Genomic DNA, 22,016 nt, shown 5'->3' on the forward strand with positions numbered 1-22,016 from the left:
GCGGTCAGTCATTCCATTGCAGGAGCGGCGTTCCATACGCCCTCCTCCAGACCGACAGGAAGCGCGGAAACCAGGAATGGGCCACGGCGCCCTTGTAAGCCCAGGTGCGATACTTCAGCCCCCGTTCCGAGATCAGCTCCTGATATCCGCCGTGCACTTCGGTCGCGGTGCGAATGTCCTTCAATATGCCTTGCGCGCAGGCCCGGTAGCGATCACCGCCGGAGACCTCGTCGTAGTCGAGCATCCGGTCCGCGAATTCGACGTTGAACGTCGGCCAGGATGAGCGCCCCTGATAGGCGGGAGCCGCAATCTTGTGGATCATCTTGTTCCGCGGATTATCCGCGGACACCAGGAAGTGGAACGTCGAGGGTATGCGGAAGCGCGGCTCTGCAATGATCAGATCCGCCGTGGCCGCGAACAGTGCACGCTCGCCGGCATCGGTCATGTCCCAGAAGCCGCGATGCACGCCGACGAAGTCCAGCGCAACCGAGGACACCGGCGGGCCCTTCGGACCATCCAGGGAATGCCTGATGTAGCCGTCTTTGCCGAACAGGCGGAGCAGGTCTTTCTTGTACTGTGCGAGGCCGCGTCCGAGCAGCCGCTTCAGCTCGCTCTCGTCGACGATGCCGAGCTGCACGCTCCACACGAAGGTCGTGTAGACGCAGGCATTGGTGACAAAACGCCTACGTTCCGCACGGGTATCCGTTGCAGCGGAGCGAGGGCCACGGGCATCACACAGCAAATACCTGGTGCCGTCATCGTCGAACGGCTCGAGCTCGCTTGCGAGCCGGAGGATCGCACGCTTCAGATCACCGCCATATTCTGCCAGCAGCAGGCGGCCGGCATGCGCGCATTGCGACATCGCCAGATAGGACGGCGCCCTCTGATCGGCCGAGATCATCTGCTGCAGGCCGGCCAGAATGCCGAGCAGCGTATCCGAGGGCTGCGAGAAATAGTTCACGCCGAGGTACCGACCGCGCCCCGCCGGGACGATGGTGGTCGTGACGACGTCGGCGCGAACCGCCTCCAGCAACAGACGGATGCTCTTGTCGAGCAGCCGGGCCCGCCGCACTGCGTCCTGCGCATCCATGATCGTCTCGGGGTCGAGAACATCAGGATAGAACCAGGCGAAGTCACGGGGATAATAGGCGGATGCGTGCGGCGCGCCCGTGACAAGGAAGGCCTCGGTGACCGAAAAGGCGCTGTCCATCGAGTGCCGGTAAAGGTCCTCGATGGCCGACAACGAATGGTGTGACTTCCTCAGGAATCGATCACCGAGAAAATTGACCGCCTGGAGGGCGTTGGCGAAAAAGGTCGCGGCCACGCCTTGGTAAAATCGGTTTCCGCGATCTGAGGGCAACGAGATATCACTATTCATATGTGGCGAGGTCACTCCGATGGTGCGGCCACCATCCGAAGCATGGCTGATTCGTATTTCCTCCAGATGACGTACCGGCTTCCAGCGAGGCACCTTCGACCTGATCGGGCTAGCCTTCCCGCGGCCTGAAATTCTCGATCACCCGCAGCAGCACCCGCGCACCGGCGTCGGCGTCGGCAAGCTCCACATGCTCGTCCGGGTGGTGGCTGATGCCGCCGCGGCAGCGGACGAAGATCATGCCGACATCGGCGATGTCGATCATGGCCATGCCGTCATGCCCCGCTCCGCTCGGCAGCTCGAACACGGAGAACCCCTCCGCTCCGATCGCCTGCGCGATCTGCTCCTTGAGCCACGGCGCGCAAGGCGCGGTGCGGTTCTCGTGGGTGACGTCGAGCTGGAGGGCCAGGTGCCGGCGCTTGGCGATCGCCTCGATCTGGCGGACGATATCGGCGACCGCGCGCTTGCGGTGCATATCGGTCGGCGCGCGCATGTCGATGGTGAACGACACCTCGCCCGGAATGACGTTGGTGGCGCCGGGCCTCGCCTGGATGTAGCCGACGGTGCCGACAAGGCCGCTCTCGTCGGTGCGGCAAAAATGCTCGATCGCGCCGATGCACTCGGCCGCACCCGTGAGCGCATCGCGGCGCAGCGCCATCGGCACGGTACCGGCGTGCCCCGCCATGCCGGTCAGCCGCGCGGCAAGCCGCGTCGCACCGGCAATCGCGGTGACGACACCGACAGGCAGGTCCTGCGCTTCCAGCACCGGCCCCTGCTCGATGTGCAATTCGAGATAGGCAAGCAGCTCGCGCCGCGTCCGCGCGGCTGCTCCGATATGATCGGGATCGAGGCCGAACTGTACGAGCGCATCGCGCATCGACACACCGTCGCGGTCGCGCACGTGCAACACACTCTCGTCGAAGGTGCCGGCCACGGCACGGCTGCCGAGCAAGGTCGAAGCGAAGCGCACGCCCTCCTCATCGGCAAAGCCGACGATCTCGATCGCGAACGGCAGGCGCTTGCCACGGCGATTGAGATCGGCAACGCAGGCGATGGCCGTGATCACCCCCAACGGCCCGTCCCATTTGCCGGCATCGCGTACGGTGTCGTAGTGCGACCCGAGCATCAGGCAGGGCGCGCCGGGCCGCTGGCCTTCGTAGCGGCCGCAGACATTGCCGATCGCGTCAAGGCGCGCGCTCATGCCGGCCTCGCGCATCCAGCTCAGCAGGAGGTCCGCCGCCTCGCGCAATTCCTTGGTGAGATAGATGCGGGTGAGGTTGTCGCCTGCTTCCGAGATCGCAGCCAGATCGTTGATCCGACGCACGATCTCTTCGCCGAGCGGTGCATTTTGAACGGCGTTGGCGGCACCCATCTCGACGAGCTTTCTCTTCTCTGGACCGCGGCAGCGGCTGTCCTGGCGACAATCGGTACACGGTCGGCGGCAAATCACGCACCGGCCCGTCCCAACCGCCGCGTGGTTAGCATGAATGCGCGTGCGCGGCAGGCTGCGTCGCGCCGGTCATGCACAGGCGCGGCAACGGTTCACCCAATAACAGGACCCGAACCGCCCGCATAATCAATATTTTCAATCGCTTATCCGGAATATACCGTCAATAAGCCGGGGGCGGCTGGTGGAGATGTTCCACGGCGAATTCGTGTATGAAGGATGGGCCAGCGAAACCGGTCTCGCCGCGATCGGCCGCGCATGGCCGGGCACTGACCGCGGAGGATTGATGGCCGGCGCATCGAAGCGTGACGAGCAGTTTCTGCGTTTGTCCTTCGCGGTCGCGCGCCGCTCCCTCACGCATGGCAACCACCCGTTCGGCTGCATCGTCGTCGATGCGGACGGCAGGGTGCTGATCGAGACCGAGAACGGCTACATGCCGGATCAAGACGGCACCGCGCATGCCGAACGTCTCGCGGCCACCCAGGCCTGCCGCACACTCGGCCGCGAGGTGCTGGCGACCGCGACGCTCTATTCCTCGGCAGAGCCCTGCGCGATGTGCGCCGGCGCGATCTACTGGGCTGGCATCGGCCGCGTCGTCTATGGGCTCAGCGAGCATCGCCTGCGCGGCGTCACCGGCAACCATCCTGACAACCCGACCCTCGACCTGCCGTGCCGCGAGGTCTTTGCCAGCGGCCAGCGGCCGACCGAGGTCGTTGGTCCGCTGCTCGAGGACGAAGCCGAAGCGCTGCACGACGGCGTCTGGACGAAGTAAGCGTTACCACAAGTTCGGATCTGTAGGGTGGGCAAAGGCGCCCTTGCGCCGTGCCCACCATCGGATTGCTACGGCAGCAGAAGTCGTGGGCACGCTTCGCTTTGCCCACCCTACGGCTGCCACGTGTCAAGCAGTCAGAACTTCACGGTGATCCCGGAGTAGAGCGAGGACTCGGTGCACGACCCGGTGCTCACCGTCCGGCCACCGACCGCCGTGGTACAGCCAACGGCAAGGTTGTGATCGAGACCGAACTTGTTCTGCCAGTAGCGGTAGGCCACCCAGACGTCCACGAAGTGGGAATACTTGTCACCCCAGGCGGCCTTCGAGGCATCGAAGGTCAGGCGGATCGGCTCCGAGTTCAACTCGACCGCCGTGTTGTAGACGCCGTTCGCGGGGCTGTAGGGAAGCGGCTGGGTGTCGGTGCCCTTCTTGCCATACCAGCCGGCGCGGCCGCTGATCGAGAAATATTGCATGTTCGGCGGCAGGAAGCCGAGATCCATGTAGTAATTGACCTCGACCGCCCAGGTTGGCTTGAACGAGGTGTTGCCGTCTGCAAGACAGGTCACGCCGGGAACGCCCGCACCGAACAGTCCGCATTGACTGAATGAGTTGTGATTGGCGAACTCCCAGTACACCAGCGGCGCGACGTTGATGTAACCCTTGTAGGGCAGATCGAACGCAAACTGCAGACCGCCGACGACGTCGCGCTTGGCCGCGCCGAAATACCGGTTTTCCGTGTTGGCATCCATGCCAACCTCGAACGAGATGTTGTGAAGCGGCCCCGCGGTGAAGGCCTTGGTGTCGAAGAGCTCATTCCAGCCGAACGTCGAGCGGAACAGTCCGTAGATCTCCGTTGCACCGGCGCACGTTGCCGGCGCGCCGAAGATCGTGTCCGCGTTGGTGCAGGGCGCAGACGGGTCATTGTGGTCGGACTTGAACATCGAGATGGTGAAGAAGTTCGTGCCGTATGCCCAGAGATCGAAATGCGTGAACGAGTAAACCTGCTTGGTGGTCTTGCTGTCGATCGATCCATCCGGCCGGAACGACCACGCACCGGGCTGCGAGGCGTTGAAGATGTAGGAGAAGGTGACGCGGTTATCGATCACCAGGAAGAACGGGAGATCCGCCGCCTTCTTGGCAGCCTTGACCGGCAGATCCGCCGCGAAAGCCAGGCCACCGGTGGCCAGCGTGGCAAGTGACAGCGCCGTTGCTGCAATTGCCCTGAAACGAAACGACATCCTGAATACCCCCAAGTTTGGACACGTCAATGAACGCCCTTGGGTGCGAGACTTGCGCCGATCTCCCGGAGGGAGAAGCCTCAACTTTTTTCAAGGCGTGCCGCTTGTTTTGGCAAGGGGCGGCGTTTCTTCGGGGGATTTAGGAAGTTTTCTTGCAGCGGGCATGTGGCCCGCATGGCCGGCTATTGCCGGACATTCCCGTCTGATTTCGCTCTTCTTTCATGTCGAGCGGATGTTGGGAGACGGACGGTCAGGAGCCAATGTTGCGTCGATCCGCAATGCATAAACGCGATGGCGCAACTTTGCTCACTGCGACGTCAAGGCTGCATAGCGGGTTCCGATTTGCCTTGAACCGTCACAAATCTGCAACAGGCGCCCGCGGAAGCCGCGCCCGTAAGGCAATGTGCGGGCGCCTGAACACGGGGCTTCGTCCCGGCGAGAGCCGGCGCGCTGCCACAAGCTGCCTGCCAAAGCGTTGAGCAAGGGATGACGCATTTTCCCACCTTACGCCGGGGTTCAAACTGGCCCACTATTGGGGCATTTCACCATGCAAGCGCATCAGCGAATGTTGGATTCGACACCTGACGGCCTGAATTCCGGCGAGTCCCCGCTGCTGCGGACGATCGGACTCACCAAACGCTATGGCGATTTCCTCGCCAACGATTCCATCGACATCGATATTTGGCCAGGCGAAATCCACGCGCTGCTCGGCGAGAACGGCGCCGGCAAGTCGACGCTGGTCAAGGCGATCTACGGGCTGATCCAGCCGAGCGCTGGCGAGATTCGCTGGCAGGGCCGACGAATCCTGCTGTCCGGACCTTCGGAAGCACGCGGCCTCGGCATCGGCATGGTGTTCCAGCACTTCTCGCTGTTCGACAATCTCACCGTCGCCGAGAACGTCGCGCTCGGCCTCGACGGACGAGAATCCTTCAAGGACATGTCGGCGCGACTGGAGCAGGTATCGGAGGCTTACGGCCTTCCGCTCGATCCCAAGCGCGAGGTCTGGCAATTGTCGGTCGGTGAGCGCCAGCGCATCGAGATCGTCCGGGCGCTGATGCAGGATCCGAAATTCCTGATCCTGGACGAGCCCACCGCCGTCCTGACGCCAAAGGAAGCCGATCAGCTGTTCGTCGTGCTGGAGCGGCTCAAGGCCGAAGGCCGCGCCATCCTCTACATCAGCCACAAGCTCGAGGAGGTGAAGCGGCTCTGCGACACCGCCACGATCCTGCGCGGCGGCAGGAAGGTCGAGACCTGCAATCCCCGGCGCGAGACCGCCGCTTCGCTGGCGCGCATGATGGTCGGCGGTGAGATCAAGGAAGTGAAGGCGGCATCCGGCCGGACAACCACCGTGCCGCGGCTCGTCGTCAACGATCTTTCGCTCGCGCCGAGCGAGCCGCATGGCGTCCGGCTCGAGCACATCTCGTTCGAGCTGAAGGGCGGCGAGATCCTGGGCATCGCCGGCGTCGCCGGCAACGGCCAGGAGGAGTTGTTCGCCGCGCTGTCCGGCGAGCGGTCGTCGAAGGACCCCGGTACCGTGGTGATCGAAGGCATTGCCGCCGGCCATCTCTCCATCACGCAGCGACGCAGGCTCGGAGCAGCTTTCGTTCCCGAAGAGCGGCTTGGCCATGGCACCGCGCCGCGCATGAAGCTCTCGGAGAACGCGCTGCTCACCGGACATGCCGCGAGCGGCATGGTCCATCGCGGCTTCATCAATACCGCGGCCACGCTGAAGACCGTTGACCGCGCGACCGAGACGTTCGACGTCCGCAAGGCCAAGCGCGATCCGGAAGCCGCATCCCTCTCCGGCGGCAATCTGCAGAAGTTCATTGTGGGACGCGAGATCCTGCGCAACCCCGCTGTGCTGGTGGTGAGCCAGCCGACCTGGGGCGTCGATGCCGGCGCCGCCGCCGTCATTCGCCAGGCGCTGCTTGATCTGGCAACCGCGGGCGCCGCCGTGCTCGTGACCAGCCAGGATCTCGACGAACTCGCCGAGATCACCGACCGCATCGCTGTGATGTTCCACGGCAAGCTGTCGGCACCGCTCGCGACCCGCGAGGCAACGCGCGAAAATCTCGGCCTTCTCATGGGTGGCAGCAGCCTCGAGCCAAAGGAGGTCGCGCATGCAATTGGTGCTTGAGAAGCGCGCCGAGCGCTCGGGCACGATCGCGCTGGTCTCGCCCCTGATCGCGATCGGCCTCACCGTCGTGACCATGGTCATCCTGTTCGCGATACTCGGCAAGAATCCCCTGCTCGCCTTGCACGCCTACTTCATCGCGCCACTGACCGACGGCTATTCGTTGCAGGAGATCGCGGTGAAGGCAACGCCGCTGGTGATGATCGCCATCGGCCTGTCACTGTGCTATCTCGCCAATGCCTGGAACATCGGCGCCGAGGGTCAATTCCTGATCGGCGCGGTTGCGGGAAGCTGGATCGCGGTGAAGACGCAAGGCACCGACGCCGGCGCCTGGGTGCTGCCGGCCATGCTCGTCCTCGCTGCCGCTGCGGGTGCGCTCTATGCGCTGATCCCGGCGATCTGCAAGGTGAAGTTCGGCGCCAGCGAGATCCTGACCAGCCTGATGCTGGTCTATGTCGCCGACCTCTTCCTCGATTATCTCGTGCGCGGCCCCTGGCGCGACCCCAACGGCTTCAACTTCCCGACCACGGCCGAGTTCGATCCGGTGGCGACGGTGCCGTTGCTGATCGAGGGCGGCCGGCTGCATCTCGGCTCGATCATTGCGCTTCTAGTCGTCGCCGCGGCTGCAATCCTGCTCGGGCGAACCATCAAGGGGTTCGAGATTCGTGTCGTCGGCGCAGCGCCCCGCGCGGCCCGGTTCGGCGGCTTCAACGCCAATCAACTGATCATCCTGACCTTCGCGATATCAGGCGCGCTCGCAGGGCTCGCCGGCATCATCGAGGTGGCAGGTCCGGTCGGACATCTCCAGCCCGGCATCTCACCCGGCTACGGTTTTACTGCGATCATCGTCGCCTTCCTCGGCCGGCTGAACCCGCTTGGAATATTAATTGCAGGCCTTTTCCTCGCGCTGACTTTTATCGGCGGCGAGCAGGCGCAGATCGCGATGAAGATTCCATTGGATGTCACCAAGGTCTTTCAAGGCATTCTGCTGTTCTACGTGCTCGCCTGCGATTCCCTGATTCTCTATCGCTTCAAGCTGAGCTTCCCGAACCGTCAGGTGGCCAGTGGAACTCATTGAAGCCATCATCCTGGCCGTGCTCGCCGCGTCCACGCCGCTCCTGATCGCTGCGACCGGAGAGCTCGTGACCGAGCGCTCCGGTGTGCTCAATCTCGGCGTCGAGGGCATGATGATCGTTGGCGCGGCCTGCGGCTTTGCCGGCGCCTGGCTCACCGGATCGGTCTTCGTCGGCGCGCTGTTCGGCATCATCGCGGGCACGATGATGTCGCTGATCTTCGCATTGATGGCCCTCGGGCTCGCCGTCAACCAGGTGGCGACGGGACTCGCACTGACCATCCTCGGCGTCGGGCTGTCCGGACTGATCGGCGCCGGCTTCGTCGGCGAGCGCATCACGCCGGCGGTCCATCTCGCCATTCCGGGCCTCACCGACATCCCGCTGGTCGGGCGCGTGCTGTTCGGCGAGGATGGCTTCGTCTACTTCTCGATTGCACTCGTCGTCGGCGTCTGGTGGTTCCTGTACCGCACGCGGGCGGGATTGATCCTGCGCGCCTGCGGCGACAACCACGTCTCCGCGCATGCGCTCGGCTATCCCGTGCTGCGTATCCGCACCTTCGCCGTGATGTTCGGCGGCGCCTGCGCCGGCCTTGCCGGCGCTTATCTGCCGCTCGCCTATACGCCGTTCTTCATTCCCGGCATGACCGCGGGCCGCGGCTGGATCGCACTGGCGCTGGTGGTGTTCTCGTCCTGGCGGCCGGGCCGGCTCGTGATCGGCGCCTATCTCTTCGGGGCCGTGACGATCCTGCAATTGCATGCGCAGGGCTGGGGCATCGGCATTCCCTCGCAATTCATGTCGGCGCTGCCTTATCTTGCGACGATCATCGTGCTGGTCCTGCTCTCCCGCGCGCGCAGCGGCGGCTCGACCGCACCCGCCGCGCTCGGCACCGTGTTCGTGCCGGACCGCTGAATTTCATTTCCGCGGCGCGCGCGATGGGGCGCGCACGTTGCGGATCGTGGCTTTCCCCTGATGTTTGGAGATCGATGATGAGGAAATCACTTCTTGCGCTGGCCGCCGGACTCCTGCTCGCCGGCAGCGTCAGTGCAGTCTCCGCCGCCGACAAGCTGAAGGTCGGCTTCATCTATCTGGGTCCGATCGGAGATTTGGGCTGGACCTATCAGCACGATCTGGCGCGGCAGGCGCTGGTGAAGGAATTGGGCGACCAGATCGAGACCACCTATCTGGAGAACGTGCCAGAAGGCCCGGACGCCGAGCGCTCCATCGAGCAGCTCGTCCGTGCCGGCAACAAGCTGATCTTCACGACCTCGTTCGGTTATATGGATCCGACGCTGAAGGTCGCGAAAAAATATCCGAACGTTCATTTCGAGCACGCGACCGGCTACAAGCGCAATCCGAACATGTCGACCTACTCGGCCAGATGGTATCAGGGCCGCTACATCCAGGGGCTGATCGCCGCCAAGATGTCGAAGTCCGGCGTGCTCGGCTATATCGGCTCGTTCCCGATTCCGGAGGTCGTCTCCGGCATCAATGCGACGATCCTGGCGGCGCAGACCATCAAGCCTGACATCAAGGTCAAGATCATCTGGGCCAACACCTGGTTCGACCCGGGCAAGGAGGCCGACGCCGCCAAGGCGCTGATCGACCAGGGCGCCGACGTGATCATGCAGCACACGGATTCGCCCGCCGCGATGCAGATCGCCAGCGAACGCGGCAAGCTCGCCTTCGGCCAGGACTCCGAGATGATCAAGTTCGGGCCCAAGACCCAGCTGACCTCGATCCTCGACACCTGGGGCCCCTATTACATCGAGCGGGTCAAGGCCGAGCTTGCCGGCACCTGGAAGTCCCAGGACAGCTGGGGCGGCCTCGACAGTCACATGTTCGCGATGGCGCCCTACACCAACATGCCCGACGAGGTAAAAAAGCTCGCCGAGGATGCCCAGACCGCGATCACTGCAGGTAAGCTACATCCGTTCAAGTGCCCGATCGTTGGGCAGGACGGCAAGCCGGTCGAGTGCAAAGGCGGCGATCACCTCGACGACGGCCAGATCCTCGGCATGAATTTCTACGTCAAAGGCATCGACGACAAGCTGCCGGGCAAGTAGCACGCTTCTTGCTTAGGCTAGATCACCTGCTCCTCCCGGAGGAGGTTCGGAGGGGGTGGCCAGAAGCACCCGGCACTTGTGGTCGCCCCCTCTTTCATCCCATCCGCATGAGCCGCGCCGCCGAGCTGTGGCGGCGGATGAGGTCTGCCACATCGAGGCCGGGGATCGCGCCGTCGATCACGGCCCATCGTCCCCCCACCATCACCCGGTCGGCCCGATGCGCCCCGCACAGCACCAGCGCGGCCAAGGGGTCGCCATGGCCGGAGAAGCGCAATTCGTCGAGCCTGAACAGCGCGAGGTCCGCGGCCTTGCCGACCGCAATCTCGCCGAGTTCCGGCCGGCCGACGCAGGCCGCGGAGCCCTTGGTGGCCCAGCGCAGCGCGTCCTTGTGGCTGACCTTGGCCACGCCATAACGCGCCCGTTGCAGCAGGAACGCAGCCCGCACCTCCTGCATCAGGTTCGAGCCGTCGTTCGAGGCCGAGCCGTCGACACCGATCCCGATCCCGACGCCGGCCTCCTCCATCTCGCAGACCGGGCAGCAGCCGGACGCCAGCAACTGGTTGCTGCACGCGCAATGGCTGATGGTCGTCTTCGCCTTGCCCAGCCGCTTCATCTCGTCGGTGTTGAAAAATATGCCGTGGGCGAGCCAGGTCCGCGCATTGAGCCAGCCGCATTGCTCGAGATAGTCGAGCGGACGGCAGCCATACATCTGCTGGCAGAATTTGTTCTCGTCCTCGGTCTCGGCGAGATGGGTGTGCAGGCGCACGTCCAGCTTGTCGGCGAGATCGGCGGTGGCGCGCATCAGCGACGTCGTCACCGAGAACGGCGAGCACGGCGCCAGCGCGATCTGTACCATCGCATCGGCGCCGCGCTGGTGGTGCCTCGCCACCACGCGCGCGCTGTCGGCGAGGATCGTGTCCTCGTCCTGCACGACGCTGTCAGGCGGCAGGCCACCGTCCCGCTGCGACAGGTTCATCGAGCCGCGCGTCAGCAGCACCCGCACGCCGAGACGACTTGCGACGCCGACCTCGATATCGACGGCGTCCTCGAGACCAGCGGGGAAGACGTAGTGATGATCCGTCGTGGTGGTGCAGCCCGAGAGCAACAGCTCGGACATCGCCACGGTGACGCCGAGCTCGAGCGCCTCAGGCGTCAGCCTCGCCCACACCGGATAGAGCGCCTTGAGCCAGGGGAACAGCTCCCGATCCATCGCCGCCGGCAGCGCCCGGGTCAGGGTCTGGTAGAAATGATGATGGGTGTTGATCAGGCCCGGCAGCACGACATGTGCGCTCGCATCGAATACCGCGACGTCGGCGGTCGCAGGCGTGGCGCCGGCCGGCACCAGCTCGACGATACGGCCGTCCGTCACGACGACCCCGCGCTCGGCACCGTCGGCGAGGACGGCCAGGGGATCCCTGATCCAGATCGGCTTTGTGTCGCTCATGATCCCGATTCTCCTCATACCCGCTGACAGGCCAGCCGAGTAAACGCTGGCTCGATCACCTTCGCGCCACGACTTGCTTGTTGCGACTTGGCTCCGGTCTTGCAAGAATCATCGACACGATTCACCGGCGGAAGCTTTGGCGCAGCCATGGATTTGAATACCATCACGACAGTGGCCCGTCCGCAAACACGGACACAATTGCCGGCCTGGACGGCAGGCGACGCCTGGCTCGCGGGCGGCACGTGGTTGTTCTCGGAGCCGCAGGTCCATCTGAAGCGGCTGATCGATCTGACCGATTTGAAATGGCCGGCGCTGACGATCACAGACAGCCATCTCTCCATCGCCGCCACTTGCACGGTCGCGCAGCTCGACGGACTTGCCTGCCCGTCCGACTGGCTCGCCGCGCCGCTGATCAACCAGTGCTGCCGCGCCTTCCTTGCCTCGTTCAAGATCTGGAAGACCGCAACCGTCGGCGGCAATCTCTGCATGTCGCTGCCGGCGGGACCGATGATCTCGCTCACCGCAGCGTTGGGCGGCGTCTGCACCATCTGGAAGGCCGGCGGCGGCGAGCAGAAGATTCCTGTTGTCGACTTCGTCACCGGCAACCAGCGCAATCGCCTGACGCCGGGCGACCTGCTTCGCCAGATCGATATTCCGATTGCCGCGCTGAAGCGCCGCACGGCATATCGCCAGATCTCGCTGGCGCCGGTCGGCCGCTCGGCGGCGCTCCTGATCGGCAGCCTCGATGCCGATGGCACGCTGACGCTGACGGTCACCGCATCGACGGCGCGGCCGATCCAGCTGTCCTTTCGCCGGGCCCCGGACGCGAGCGTGCTGCGTGACGCGATCGTCCAGCAGATCACGGATGACCTGTACCACACCGACATCCACGGCCAGCCGCTCTGGCGCAAGCACATGACATTGCGGCTCGCCGAAGAGGTTCGCCGCGAGTTGCTGGGGGCAATGCCGTCATGAGCTTCGAGATCAACGGCAAACCGTTTGCGCAGGAACCGCGCGCCGGCCAGTGCCTGCGCACGTTCCTGCGCGAGCTCGGCCATTTCGGCGTGAAAAAGGGCTGCGACGCCGGTGACTGCGGCGCTTGCACCGTGCTGCTCGACGGCGAGCCGGTGCACAGCTGCCTGATCCCGGCGTTCCGGGCCGAGGGACGCGCCATCACCACGATCGAAGGTCTGGGCGGAGACCACGGCACGCATCCGATGCAGCAGGCTTTCCTCGACGCGCAGGGCTTTCAATGCGGCTTCTGCACGGCCGGCATGATCCTGACCTGCGCCTCGCTGAACCAGGCGCAGCGCACCGATCTCGGCGCGGCGCTGAAGGGCAATATCTGCCGCTGCACCGGCTATCGCTCGATCGAGGACGCATTGCTCGGCAACACCAATGTCGAGGCAAGCGTCGAGGCCGGAGCCGCGTTTGGCCGCAGCCTGCCGGCGCCCGCAGGCCCCGACATCGTGCGCGGCGAGGCGCGCTACACCTTCGACACTGCCATCGACGGACTGCTCCACGTCAAACTGGTGCGGTCGCCGCATGCCCACGCCAGGATCGTCGCGATCGACAAGTCGGAAGCGCTGAAGGTTCCCGGCGTGCACGCGGTGCTGACGCATGAAGACGCACCTTCCATGCTGATCTCGACCGCGCGGCACGAGATGGACTGGATGGACCCCGAGGACACCCGCGTTCTCGACGACGTCGTCCGCTTCATCGGCCAGAGGGTCGCCGCCATCGTCGCCGAGAGCGAGGCCGCCGCCGAGGAGGCCTGCCGCCGGCTGAAGCTCGATTATGAGATTTTGCCTGCGCTGATCGATCCGGAGCAGGCGATGGCGCCCGGCGCGCCCATCATTCATCCCGACCGCACCACCGCGAACCGCATCGCCGACGCCCAGCGCAACCTCGCTGCGGAGACACATGGCGAGTTCGGCGACGTCGCGGCGGCGCTCGCGACATCTGCCGTCACCTACGAGGCCACCTTCCACAGTCATCGCGTCCAGCATGCGGCGCTGGAGACCCATGGCGGCCTCGCCTGGCTCGATACTTCCGGCGTGCTCAATGTCCGCACCTCGACGCAGGTGCCGTTCCTGACCCGGCGCGCGCTGTCGGACATCTTCAAGCTCCCGCCCGACAAGGTCCGCGTGTTCTGCGAGCGCGTCGGCGGCGGCTTTGGCGGCAAGCAGGAGATGTTCGTCGAGGACATTCTGGCGCTCGCTGCGCTCAAGACGGGACGTCCGGTGAAGCTGGAGCTCACCCGTGAGGAGCAGTTCATCGCGACCTCGACGCGGCACCCGATGCGGGTCCACATCAAGGCCGGAGCGGATCCCGACGGCAAGCTCACCGCGCTCCAGCTCGACGTGCTCTCCAACACCGGCGCCTACGGCAATCACGCCGGCCCGGTGATGTTCCACTCCCTGTCGGAGTCCATCGCAGTCTACAATTGCCCGAACAAGCGGGTCGACGGCTACGCCGTCTACACCAACACGGTGCCGGCGGGTGCGTTTCGCGGCTATGGCCTGCCGCAGACGTTGATCGCGATCGAGGCCGCGATCGACGAGCTGGGCAAGCAGCTCGGCATCAACCCCTACGAGATGCGCCGGCGCAACATCGTGAGGGACGGCGATCCCATGCTGTCGCCGCCGCCGTCCGAATTTCACGACGTGCTTTACGGCTCCTACGGTCTCGACCAGTGCCTCGACCTCGTCGAGCGCGCGATGCAGGCTGACGGCCTGCAGCCGGACCTGTCGCCGGACTGGCTGATCGGCGACGGCGTCGCGCTGACCATGATCGACACCGTGCCGCCGGCGGGCCACCTCGCCGACGCGACGATTACGCTCAACGACGACGGCGGCTTCGATCTCAGCGTCGGCACCGCCGAATTCGGCAACGGCACCAGCACCGTGCACCGGCAGATCGCCGCGACCACGCTGGCGACCACCGTCGACCGGATCCGCTTGCGCCAGTCCGACACCGCCCATGGCGGCCACGACACCGGCGCCTATGGCAGCGCAGGCATGTTCGTCGCCGGCAAGGCGACGCATGCGGCTTCCATTCAGCTCGCGACCGAGCTGAAGGCGGCCGCCGCCGGCGCGTGGCTCTGTGACATCGGGAGCTGCGTGCTCGAGGACAATGCCGTCGTCAGCGGCGTCCGGCGCATGCCGTTTACGGAGCTGGCGAAGCTCGCGCGCGAGCACGGACAGCCGTTCGCAGGCAGCGGCAATTCCACCGGCACGCCGCGCTCGGTCGGCTTCAACGTCCAGGGTTTTCGCATCGCCGTGAACAAGGCCACCGGCGAGCTCAGGATACTCCGGAGCGTCCACGCCGCGGACGCCGGCATCGTTGCCAATCCGATGCAGTGCCGCGGTCAGGTCGAAGGCGGCGTTGCGCAGGCGCTCGGCGCCGCGCTCTACGAGGAGATGGTGATCGACGCGACCGGCCGGGTCACCAACCCGAAATTCCGCGACTACCACCTGCCTTCGTTCGCCGACGTCCCGCGTACCGAAGTGTTCTTCGCCGAGACGTCCGACACGATCGGTCCGTTGGGTGCGAAGTCGATGAGCGAGAGCCCGTACAATCCGGTCTCAGCCGCGCTCGGCAACGCGATCGCGAATGCCACCGGCATCCGCTTCACCGCGCCACCGTTCAAGCCGGACCGGCTGTTTCCGGCGCTGCTCGACAAGTTTGGCGACTCCACTGGGACGCGATAGCTCGACCACGGCGACGCTGTTCTCCCTCGCCCCGCTTGCGGGGAGAGGTGAAGAGCGCGCCTCGCATTTAGCTGCCGCGATAGGTCGAATAGCTCCATGGCGTGACCAACAGCGGCACGTGATAGTGCCCCTCTGGCTCGCTGACGGCAAAGCGCAGCGGGATCTCGTCGAGGAACGGCGGATCCGACAGCGGCACGTTGCGCTCGGCGTAGTATCTGGCAACGCTGAATTTGAGCTCATAGCGGCCGATCGGCAGCGGACGGCCGCCGATCAGCGGTTGATCGGTGCGGCCGTCCGCATTGGTGACCGCGCGCGCGATTACACGGCTCTCGCCGAGGCTTGCGAGCTCCACGAGCTCGACCGGGATGCCGGACGCCGGCTTGCCGACGTGGTTGTCCAGCACATGGGTCGAGAGCCGGCCGTGCACCTTCAGCCTGTCGTCGGCCATGACGAGCTGATCCAGCCGCAGCGCGGAGATGCGGCCGATCTCCTCGATCGCGCGCCGCGTCTCGGTCTTGGCGATATTGCGTAATCGCGTCTCGAAGTCGCGCAGCACGGAATCCCGGGTGTGACGACGCACGCAGACGATATAGGGGAAACCGAACTTGTCCCGATAGGCGCTGTTGACGCGCTCGAACGCCGCGTATTCCGCATCCGACAACCGGTCGAGGCCGGCGCTGTTCTGCTCGTCGGTCGATTCCGCCGTCAGCCCCGCCGCGCGCTGGGTCTTGCTGGCGAGATCGGGATGCGCCCGGATCAGCGCCAGTTGGGCGTCGGGTTCGGCACTCTGGATCGCCGCCATCAGCGCTGCGTGCAACTGGTTGACGCCCGCAAACGGCCGCTTGTCGGCGAGCTGCTCAGCGATCCACGGCGAATATTCGACGACATTGGCGAGCGCCGCGACGAAATCGGCCTTGCTTGCGGCATTGAGATCGGCGAGCGAGATCTGCGACATCGTCCTTCAACCGATCTCGAATGCGTCGGCCGCAAGATGAGCATGCTTGTCGTGCCAGTGCTGGGCGATCTGCAAACGCGTCGGCACCCAGACACGCTCGTGCTTGCCGATATAATCGAGGAAGCGCATCAGGCCCGCAGCGCGGCCGGGTCGGCCGGCGAGACGGCAGTGCAGACCTACCGACATCATCTTCGGCGCGGTTTCGCCCTCCGCATAGAGCACGTCGAAGGCGTCCTTCAGATAGGTGAAGAACTGCTCGCCCTCGGCAAAGCCTTGCGGGTTGATGAAGCGCATGTCGTTGGCGTCTAGCGTATAGGGAATGATGAGCTGCTTGCCGCCCGCGCTCTTGACCCAATAGGGCAGATCGTCGGCATAGGAGTCGCAGAGATAGAGGAAGCCGCCCTCCTCCATCAGCAAACGGTTGGTGTTGATCGAGGACCGCCCGGTGTACCAACCGAGCGGCCGCGATCCGGTGGCCTCAGTGTGGACGCGGATCGCTTCCGCGATCTCGGCGCGCTCCTGCGCCTCGGTCATGTCCTTGTGCTCGATCCATTTCAGGCTGTGGCTGGCGATATCCCAGCCCGCTTCCTTCATGGCGGCGACGATTTCGGGGTTGCGCTTCAGCGCGGTGGCGACACCGAACACGGTGGTCGGCCAGTTGCGTGCGGTGAACATCCGCCACAGCCGCCAGAAGCCGGCGCGCGAGCCATATTCGAACATCGATTCGATATTGGCGTGGCGCTGGCCCGGCCAGGGCTGCGCGCCGAGCACGTCGGACAGGAACGCTTCCGAGGCGCGGTCGCCGTGCAGGATGTTGTTCTCGCCGCCTTCCTCGAAATTGACGACGAACTGCACCGCGACCCGCGCGTTGCCGGGCCACTCGGGGTGCGGCGGGTTGCGGCCGTAACCGCGGAGATCGCGCGGGTAGCGTGTGTCAGCCACTCAGACTTCCTCGAAGCGGATCGGCAGCGCGCCCTTCCACAGCACGCTCTTGCCCAGCGTCGCCAGATTCTCCAGGCCCGAGGTCAGCGTGATGAAGTGGTTGCCGGCGAGCTGGCCCATCTTGCTGGCGAAATGCACGCCGCCATAGGCCAGCAGGATCTCGGTCTCGCTGATGCCGCCGGGATAGAGGATGATCTGGCCCGGCGCGGGATAGCTGGTGTGGTTCTCGTAGCCGACGCCGAAATCGAGATCGCCGAGCGGCATCCACACGCCTTCGCCGCTCCAGCGCACATGGATGATGTGGCTTTCGAACGGCAGTGCCTTGCGGAAGGCGGCGACGGTCTTGGGTGCCAGTTGCTCCTCGAAACGGGCATCGAAGGTGAAGTCGCCGGCACGGATAACGAGTTTGCTCATCTCATCTCTCTGGATCGGGGCCGGTGGCCCCACGGATAATTTTCAAGCAAAGAGCACTCCCGACAGTTTCGCGCAAGGGGCGCGGACGCATCACCTGCGGTCGTAGGACCAGCCGAAAATGCCGCTCCGCCGCGTCTCCGGTTCCGGCTCGGCGGCCGGCGGAGGGGCTTCCTTCAGTTCCGCCCGCGGCGTCGGAGGCGGTGCCGGCAGGGTCTCGCATTTCATGGAGTAGACCAGCTTGCCGTCTGAGGTACGCCCGATCGGGGCACAGGGATCGGGATGTCCGGCCGCGGTCTTCGGCGCCAACTTGACTTGCGCGGCCGCCGGTGACGCCAGCAGCAGCAGGACCAGCAGATATCTCGACATCATTGTCGCCTGAAAGCTCGATTGGCCATTGAACCGGATTGAGGCGGGCAAGTCCATCGGCGCCGGAGGGCGCGATTGCCGAATATTTAGCCGTGTCCCGGACAAGCCGCAGCGCTTCTTGCCGCTGCTGCGCATAGCTCGGATCCAGATGGCGACACGGTACGACGCGGATGGATGGGCCCCGGCTCTGCAGCGCACCGCACCGGACGATGCTTCGCATCGCCGGGGACGCCGCGCTGCGTCCGGGGCATGAGAGCGGAGTGAGGCGCACGCTGTCTCCACATGTCATTGCGATGCTCCAGTGCATATCCCAGCGGCGGTGCCGTAGGGTGGGCAAAGGCGCACTTGCGCCGTGCCCACGATCTCCGTCCATAAGCGACAAGGCGTGGGCACGCTGCGCTTTGCCCACCCTACGAGATCGAGATTGTGGCACGCAGCTCGGCTCGCAGACACGCCTTCGCGGCCTCGCGGCGCATTCGCCCGAGCTTTGCTTGGTCTCGCAACCCTCTCATCCAAGAGGGCGCAGGGAAGGCCGGGTGCTGGCTCGCACCCGCGGTCTGCTGCGCGAAGAGCGCACGCGCAAAGGAGACCGCACAGCAGCATACAGGTGTGGCCGATCACTCGGCCTTCCCTGCGCGATGGCTGGACGGCTTATGCCGTGATCTCCCGGGAGCCGACCATTCCTTCTGGCCTCCCTCGCCCCGCGAATTTGGATGATGCAGTCTGCCCGGTTGGGCTCGCTCGCACCTTCGCAAGGACTTGACCGTGGCAACGACGGCCAGGACCACACGGTTTTGCCGTACGCACGGCCCGCCATTTCGCCGCAGTTTTCCCGAGCCCTGTCGACGAAGCCGGAAACTTACAGACGAGACGAAGCCTTGCAGCGCCGTCGTCCGCACGAAGCCTCGGGCTCACAGGGACTACCCGCCCTGCCCGCGCCTCTCGTGCCGACGCTGCCGCGTCCACCGCAAGCCCGGCTCGCGACAGTGACGACACATGATCGCCCCTCTTGGGTGAGCCGGGATGAGCAACACATACGCCGAAACCGAATTTCGGTAAAGTGGAATATTTTTAGCGAAGCGGATTGACAGAGGGCGACACAGGCTCGGTCGCGTAGCCCGGATGGAGCGCCAGCGTAATCCGGGACGGTGCGAGATGCCGGGCGGGCGGACCCGGATTGCGCTTCCGCCGTCGCTCTTCGAGCTATGGCGGACAAGTCGCTCCATCCGGGCTACGAGCGTACCGACGCATCAAAAAAGGGCGGCACAAAGTACCGCCCTTTTCGCGCAGCCCAATCCGGGCCGCGTTGAAAACAGCCGCTCAGTAGCCCGGATCGTAATAGAACGGACTGCCGCCGCCGTAATAGCCTTGACCGCCATAATAGCCCGGACCGCCGTAGTAGGGACGCGAACCATAATAATAGCGGTTCTCGTAGTAGTCGCGGCGGCGCTGCTCGGCGATCACCCCGCCGATGATCCCCGCCGCGGCGCCCATGAAGGCGAGGCCTGCGGCGTTCGACCCGCGCCGATAATAGTGGCGCCGCCGGGCGCTGAAATCGGTGACGTCGGAGGAGCCCTGCCCTGCCGTGACGGGCTTTCCAGACACCGCCCCGGGGGACGCCGCAGCCGAGGGCGATGCGGAGGTTGCGACCAATGCCAGGCTTGCGAACGCGGCCAGCACCATGTTGCGGCCGGCTGCGGAAATCATGGGTCTCACAGTCATTTTGACCTTCCTATAATCTTGCCGATGCTCTTGCCAAACGTAGGGATGTGCAAACCGGATTCAATGCGCAAACCGTTGAGATGGTTTCATGTTCGCGGCAATCTGCCACGCTTTGAACGATTGTAAACCGAACGACCAACTCGCAGCTTGAACCATCGAACCTGAGCGGATAATGAACAGCCGCGCCGTTTTTCGGTCGCCGTAAGCGTTTCACGTGAACCAACGCATCAACCGATGCCGTCGGGATCGATGCCATTTGCAGGGTTCAACGTGATCGACGCGTCCTTTTCCAAGAGAAATCAGTTGATTGTGGTTCGCAAACTGCCGGCGCGCTATGCGCCGATCGTGATGCCGTTCGTGCTGTCCATCCTCATGACGGCCGTGGTGTCGGTCATTTCGACGCTCCGGAGCTTAGGGGCGACACCGGCGTTCCTCGCGACCTGGCCGGGCGCCTGGGCGCTGTCCTGGCTGGTCGCCTTTCCGACGCTGCTGGTGGTGCTGCCGATGGTGCGGCGGATCGTGACGCTCCTCGTCGCAGCCCCGCCTCAACCAGGCCGATAGAAGGCGCCTACGACAGCGCCCCAAGCACGCCGCGCGTCGCCTTGTCGATCTCCTCGACATAGCGGCGGCGGGCGAAGTTTTCGGTGAGGAAGCCGACCACCTTGCGGCTGTCGGTGGAATCCACCACCGCCAGCATCTCGGCTTCGGCCTCGTCGAACACCGCCATCGCCGACTTCACGTTCATTTCCGGGATCAGCACGATGTCGATCAGGCGGGCGAGCTCGATCACCTGGATGTCGTCGGCGATGGTGTCGAGGTCGCTGGAGAACAGGTCCGGCAGCAGGACCAGGCCTACATATTCGTCGGAATTGTTGACGATGACGATACCGGGCCGCGATCCCAGCGCGAACTCGCGGCGGACCGCGGCGATCGTCGTGGTCGAGGGCACCTTGCCGACGTCGGAGCGCATCAGCCGCTCGACGGTGAGATTGCGCAGCCAGCCGACGTCGTTGGCGCTGCGGATGGTCTCGCCGCGCAGATGCAGGCGCCAGGTCGAGAAGGAGTGGCCGAACATGAAGCGGACGCAGATCGAGGTGACGATGCAGCCGGCGAGCACCACGGCGGTGACGTCGACGTTGCGGGTCATCTCGAGCACCAGGAACGACATGGTCAGGGGGCCGCCGACGATGGCGACACCGAGCGTCGCCATGCCCGTCAGCATCGCTACCAGCGGATCGATCGCGAAGTTCGGGCTGATCAAGAGCAGCACCGCGGCAAAGAACTTTCCGATCAGGCTGCCGACGAACAGCGAGGCGAAGAACAGACCGCCGCGGAAGCCGGAGGCGAGCGAGACCAGGCAGGCCGTCACCTTCAGGGCGATGATCAGCGCGATCAGGCCGATCGTCATGTCGTGAAAGAGATCGAGCACCATGGCGCCATGGCCGGCCGCCAGCACCTGCGGCGTCACGATGGCAAAGCCGCCGACGATGAGGCCGCCGATCACCGGCCGGAGCCAGATCGGCAGCCAGGCGAACAGACGCTCGAACATCGGCGAGGAGCGCATCACGGCGATGCCGACGCCGCTGGTGATCAGCGCAAGTCCGATCAGGGCCAGATATTGCTCGACGCCGACGGCGCTGACCTTGGGTATCTCCAGCGAGTATGGCGCGCCGCCGAGCCATTGCGCGGTCAGCGCGCCGGCGAGCGAAGCTGCCAGGATCGGGGCGGCGCTGCCGACCGAATAGACGCCGACGATCAACTCACAGGCATAGAAGGCCCCGGTGATCGGCGCGCCGAACGCCGCCGCGATCGCAGCCGCCGCGCCGCAGCCGACCATCAGGCGAAGATCGTTGCGGCGCAGATTGAAGAACTTGCCGAACAGCGAGGCGATCCCCGAGCCGATCTGGGTATAGCCCGCCTCGAGGCCGACCGAGGCGCCGCAGCCGTTGGAGATGAGCGTCTGGCTCGACACGATGACGCTGTCCCGCATCGACAGATTGCCGCCGCGCAGCGCGTTCGCCTCGATCGGATCGACCGCATTCGAAATCTTCATCCGACGCCGCGACCACTCCATGATGCCAAGCGAAAGCCCACCCAGCGCCGGCGCGATCAGTGCCGCCCACGGGCTGACGCTCGCGTGGGCCGACAAGTGGACATCGACGGGAATTCCATAGATCACCACGTGCGCGATCTGCGCGATATGCGCCATCAGCGTCACCACCGCGCCGGCCAGCGTGCCGATCACCAGCGCCAGCGGGATCAGGTAGAACTCGTTGCTGCGCAAGAGGGCACGCAGCCGAACCATGGTGCGGTTCGTCCCCTTGCGATCCACGAGATGCCTGATCCGCACGAACACCT

At 65.0% G+C, this 22,016-nt stretch carries 18 protein-coding genes; 8 read left to right on the forward strand and 10 right to left on the reverse strand.

From position 1 onward, the window contains the following. Positions 1-4 precede the first annotated feature (4 nt). Both BM190_RS33065 and BM190_RS33070 read right to left on the reverse strand, forming a co-directional pair. Positions 5-1,378: a hypothetical protein gene (locus tag BM190_RS33065; RefSeq protein ID WP_092261780.1), complete on the reverse strand. Its 1,374-nt coding sequence runs from the start codon at positions 1,376-1,378 to the stop codon at positions 5-7. Positions 1,379-1,487: 109 nt separating this feature from the next. Further along, the gene (locus BM190_RS33070) at positions 1,488-2,747 is read right to left on the reverse strand and encodes an allantoate amidohydrolase (RefSeq protein ID WP_092261781.1); all 1,260 of its coding nucleotides are present in this window, start codon (positions 2,745-2,747) and stop codon (positions 1,488-1,490) included. Between the two features lie 361 nt (positions 2,748-3,108). Between BM190_RS33070 and BM190_RS33075 the strand changes: the two genes are divergently transcribed. Beyond that, positions 3,109-3,594, forward strand: a complete 486-nt coding sequence (locus tag BM190_RS33075) for a nucleoside deaminase (RefSeq protein ID WP_092261855.1) — start codon at positions 3,109-3,111, stop codon at positions 3,592-3,594. Between the two features lie 134 nt (positions 3,595-3,728). On the opposite strand, the gene BM190_RS33080 is transcribed toward BM190_RS33075, so the two are convergent. Further along, a complete protein-coding gene (locus tag BM190_RS33080; protein WP_092261782.1) occupies positions 3,729-4,832 on the reverse strand; it encodes a hypothetical protein in 1,104 nt (367 codons plus the stop codon). Positions 4,833-5,379: 547 nt separating this feature from the next. Between BM190_RS33080 and BM190_RS33085 the strand changes: the two genes are divergently transcribed. From BM190_RS33085 to BM190_RS33100, 4 genes are all read left to right on the forward strand, one after another. After that, positions 5,380-6,969, forward strand: a complete 1,590-nt coding sequence (locus BM190_RS33085; protein WP_409362448.1) for an ABC transporter ATP-binding protein — start codon at positions 5,380-5,382, stop codon at positions 6,967-6,969. Next, a complete protein-coding gene (locus tag BM190_RS33090) occupies positions 6,953-8,044 on the forward strand; it encodes an ABC transporter permease (RefSeq protein WP_092261784.1) in 1,092 nt (363 codons plus the stop codon). Before BM190_RS33085 ends, BM190_RS33090 begins: the two co-directional genes overlap by 17 nt. Beyond that, complete coding sequence (locus tag BM190_RS33095) at positions 8,031-8,948, forward strand: ABC transporter permease (protein ID WP_018319150.1); 918 nt, start codon at positions 8,031-8,033, stop codon at positions 8,946-8,948. Before BM190_RS33090 ends, BM190_RS33095 begins: the two co-directional genes overlap by 14 nt. 77 nt (positions 8,949-9,025) lie before the next feature. Beyond that, a complete protein-coding gene (locus BM190_RS33100; protein ID WP_177237440.1) occupies positions 9,026-10,102 on the forward strand; it encodes a BMP family ABC transporter substrate-binding protein in 1,077 nt (358 codons plus the stop codon). A gap of 94 nt (positions 10,103-10,196) precedes the next feature. On the opposite strand, the gene BM190_RS33105 is transcribed toward BM190_RS33100, so the two are convergent. Continuing rightward, positions 10,197-11,546 (reverse strand): 8-oxoguanine deaminase, encoded by a 1,350-nt coding sequence (locus tag BM190_RS33105; protein ID WP_177237441.1) that lies wholly within the window; start codon positions 11,544-11,546, stop codon positions 10,197-10,199. Positions 11,547-11,693: 147 nt separating this feature from the next. Here BM190_RS33105 and BM190_RS33110 point away from each other — a divergent pair, with 147 nt between their 5' ends. Continuing rightward, the gene (locus tag BM190_RS33110; RefSeq protein WP_092261787.1) at positions 11,694-12,521 is read left to right on the forward strand and encodes an FAD binding domain-containing protein; all 828 of its coding nucleotides are present in this window, start codon (positions 11,694-11,696) and stop codon (positions 12,519-12,521) included. After that, a complete protein-coding gene (locus BM190_RS33115) occupies positions 12,518-15,259 on the forward strand; it encodes a molybdopterin-dependent oxidoreductase (protein ID WP_092261788.1) in 2,742 nt (913 codons plus the stop codon). The genes BM190_RS33110 and BM190_RS33115 overlap by 4 nt, the downstream gene beginning before the upstream one ends. A gap of 67 nt (positions 15,260-15,326) precedes the next feature. Here the strand turns inward: BM190_RS33115 and uraD are convergent, their stop codons facing one another. The 5 genes from uraD to BM190_RS33145 form a co-directional block, all read right to left on the reverse strand. Then, positions 15,327-16,214, reverse strand: a complete 888-nt coding sequence (gene uraD / locus BM190_RS33120; protein WP_092261789.1) for a 2-oxo-4-hydroxy-4-carboxy-5-ureidoimidazoline decarboxylase — start codon at positions 16,212-16,214, stop codon at positions 15,327-15,329. 6 nt (positions 16,215-16,220) lie between these two features. After that, on the reverse strand, positions 16,221-17,156 hold the full coding sequence (puuE, locus tag BM190_RS33125) for an allantoinase PuuE (protein ID WP_092261790.1): 936 nt from the start codon (positions 17,154-17,156) through the stop codon (positions 16,221-16,223). Then, positions 17,157-17,570, reverse strand: a complete 414-nt coding sequence (locus tag BM190_RS33130) for a DUF3830 family protein (protein WP_014493672.1) — start codon at positions 17,568-17,570, stop codon at positions 17,157-17,159. Between the two features lie 90 nt (positions 17,571-17,660). Beyond that, on the reverse strand, positions 17,661-17,936 hold the full coding sequence (locus BM190_RS33135) for a hypothetical protein (RefSeq protein ID WP_177237442.1): 276 nt from the start codon (positions 17,934-17,936) through the stop codon (positions 17,661-17,663). A 1,320-nt stretch (positions 17,937-19,256) separates the two neighbouring features. Continuing rightward, positions 19,257-19,658, reverse strand: coding sequence for a hypothetical protein (locus BM190_RS33145; protein WP_092261791.1), 402 nt, complete (start codon positions 19,656-19,658; stop codon positions 19,257-19,259). Positions 19,659-19,961: 303 nt separating this feature from the next. On the opposite strand from BM190_RS33145, the gene BM190_RS33150 reads away from it, so the two are divergent. Then, positions 19,962-20,219 carry a DUF2798 domain-containing protein gene (locus BM190_RS33150; RefSeq protein WP_026202400.1) on the forward strand — a complete coding sequence of 86 codons (258 nt, stop codon included), beginning with the start codon at positions 19,962-19,964 and terminating at the stop codon, positions 20,217-20,219. A 7-nt stretch (positions 20,220-20,226) separates the two neighbouring features. Here BM190_RS33150 and BM190_RS33155 read toward each other — a convergent pair whose 3' ends face one another. Next, positions 20,227-22,014: a chloride channel protein gene (locus tag BM190_RS33155; RefSeq protein ID WP_018320683.1), complete on the reverse strand. Its 1,788-nt coding sequence runs from the start codon at positions 22,012-22,014 to the stop codon at positions 20,227-20,229. Positions 22,015-22,016 lie beyond the last annotated feature (2 nt).

Source organism: Bradyrhizobium sp. Rc3b (genome assembly GCF_900114915.1).
Lineage (GTDB): Bacteria > Pseudomonadota > Alphaproteobacteria > Rhizobiales > Xanthobacteraceae > Bradyrhizobium.

Coding starts and splice junctions, on each gene's coding strand:
- BM190_RS33065 (WP_092261780.1), bottom strand. CDS start 1,378: ATGAATAGTGATATCTCGTTGCCCTCAGATCGCGGAAACCGATTTTAC.
- BM190_RS33070 (WP_092261781.1), bottom strand. CDS start 2,747: ATGGGTGCCGCCAACGCCGTTCAAAATGCACCGCTCGGCGAAGAGATC.
- BM190_RS33080 (WP_092261782.1), bottom strand. CDS start 4,832: ATGTCGTTTCGTTTCAGGGCAATTGCAGCAACGGCGCTGTCACTTGCC.
- BM190_RS33110 (WP_092261787.1), top strand. CDS start 11,694: ATGGATTTGAATACCATCACGACAGTGGCCCGTCCGCAAACACGGACA.
- BM190_RS33105 (WP_177237441.1), bottom strand. CDS start 11,546: ATGAGCGACACAAAGCCGATCTGGATCAGGGATCCCCTGGCCGTCCTC.
- BM190_RS33090 (WP_092261784.1), top strand. CDS start 6,953: ATGCAATTGGTGCTTGAGAAGCGCGCCGAGCGCTCGGGCACGATCGCG.
- BM190_RS33135 (WP_177237442.1), bottom strand. CDS start 17,936: ATGTCGAGATATCTGCTGGTCCTGCTGCTGCTGGCGTCACCGGCGGCC.
- BM190_RS33100 (WP_177237440.1), top strand. CDS start 9,026: ATGAGGAAATCACTTCTTGCGCTGGCCGCCGGACTCCTGCTCGCCGGC.
- BM190_RS33075 (WP_092261855.1), top strand. CDS start 3,109: ATGGCCGGCGCATCGAAGCGTGACGAGCAGTTTCTGCGTTTGTCCTTC.
- BM190_RS33130 (WP_014493672.1), bottom strand. CDS start 17,570: ATGAGCAAACTCGTTATCCGTGCCGGCGACTTCACCTTCGATGCCCGT.
- BM190_RS33085 (WP_409362448.1), top strand. CDS start 5,380: ATGCAAGCGCATCAGCGAATGTTGGATTCGACACCTGACGGCCTGAAT.
- uraD (WP_092261789.1), bottom strand. CDS start 16,214: ATGTCGCAGATCTCGCTCGCCGATCTCAATGCCGCAAGCAAGGCCGAT.
- BM190_RS33115 (WP_092261788.1), top strand. CDS start 12,518: ATGAGCTTCGAGATCAACGGCAAACCGTTTGCGCAGGAACCGCGCGCC.
- BM190_RS33145 (WP_092261791.1), bottom strand. CDS start 19,658: ATGACTGTGAGACCCATGATTTCCGCAGCCGGCCGCAACATGGTGCTG.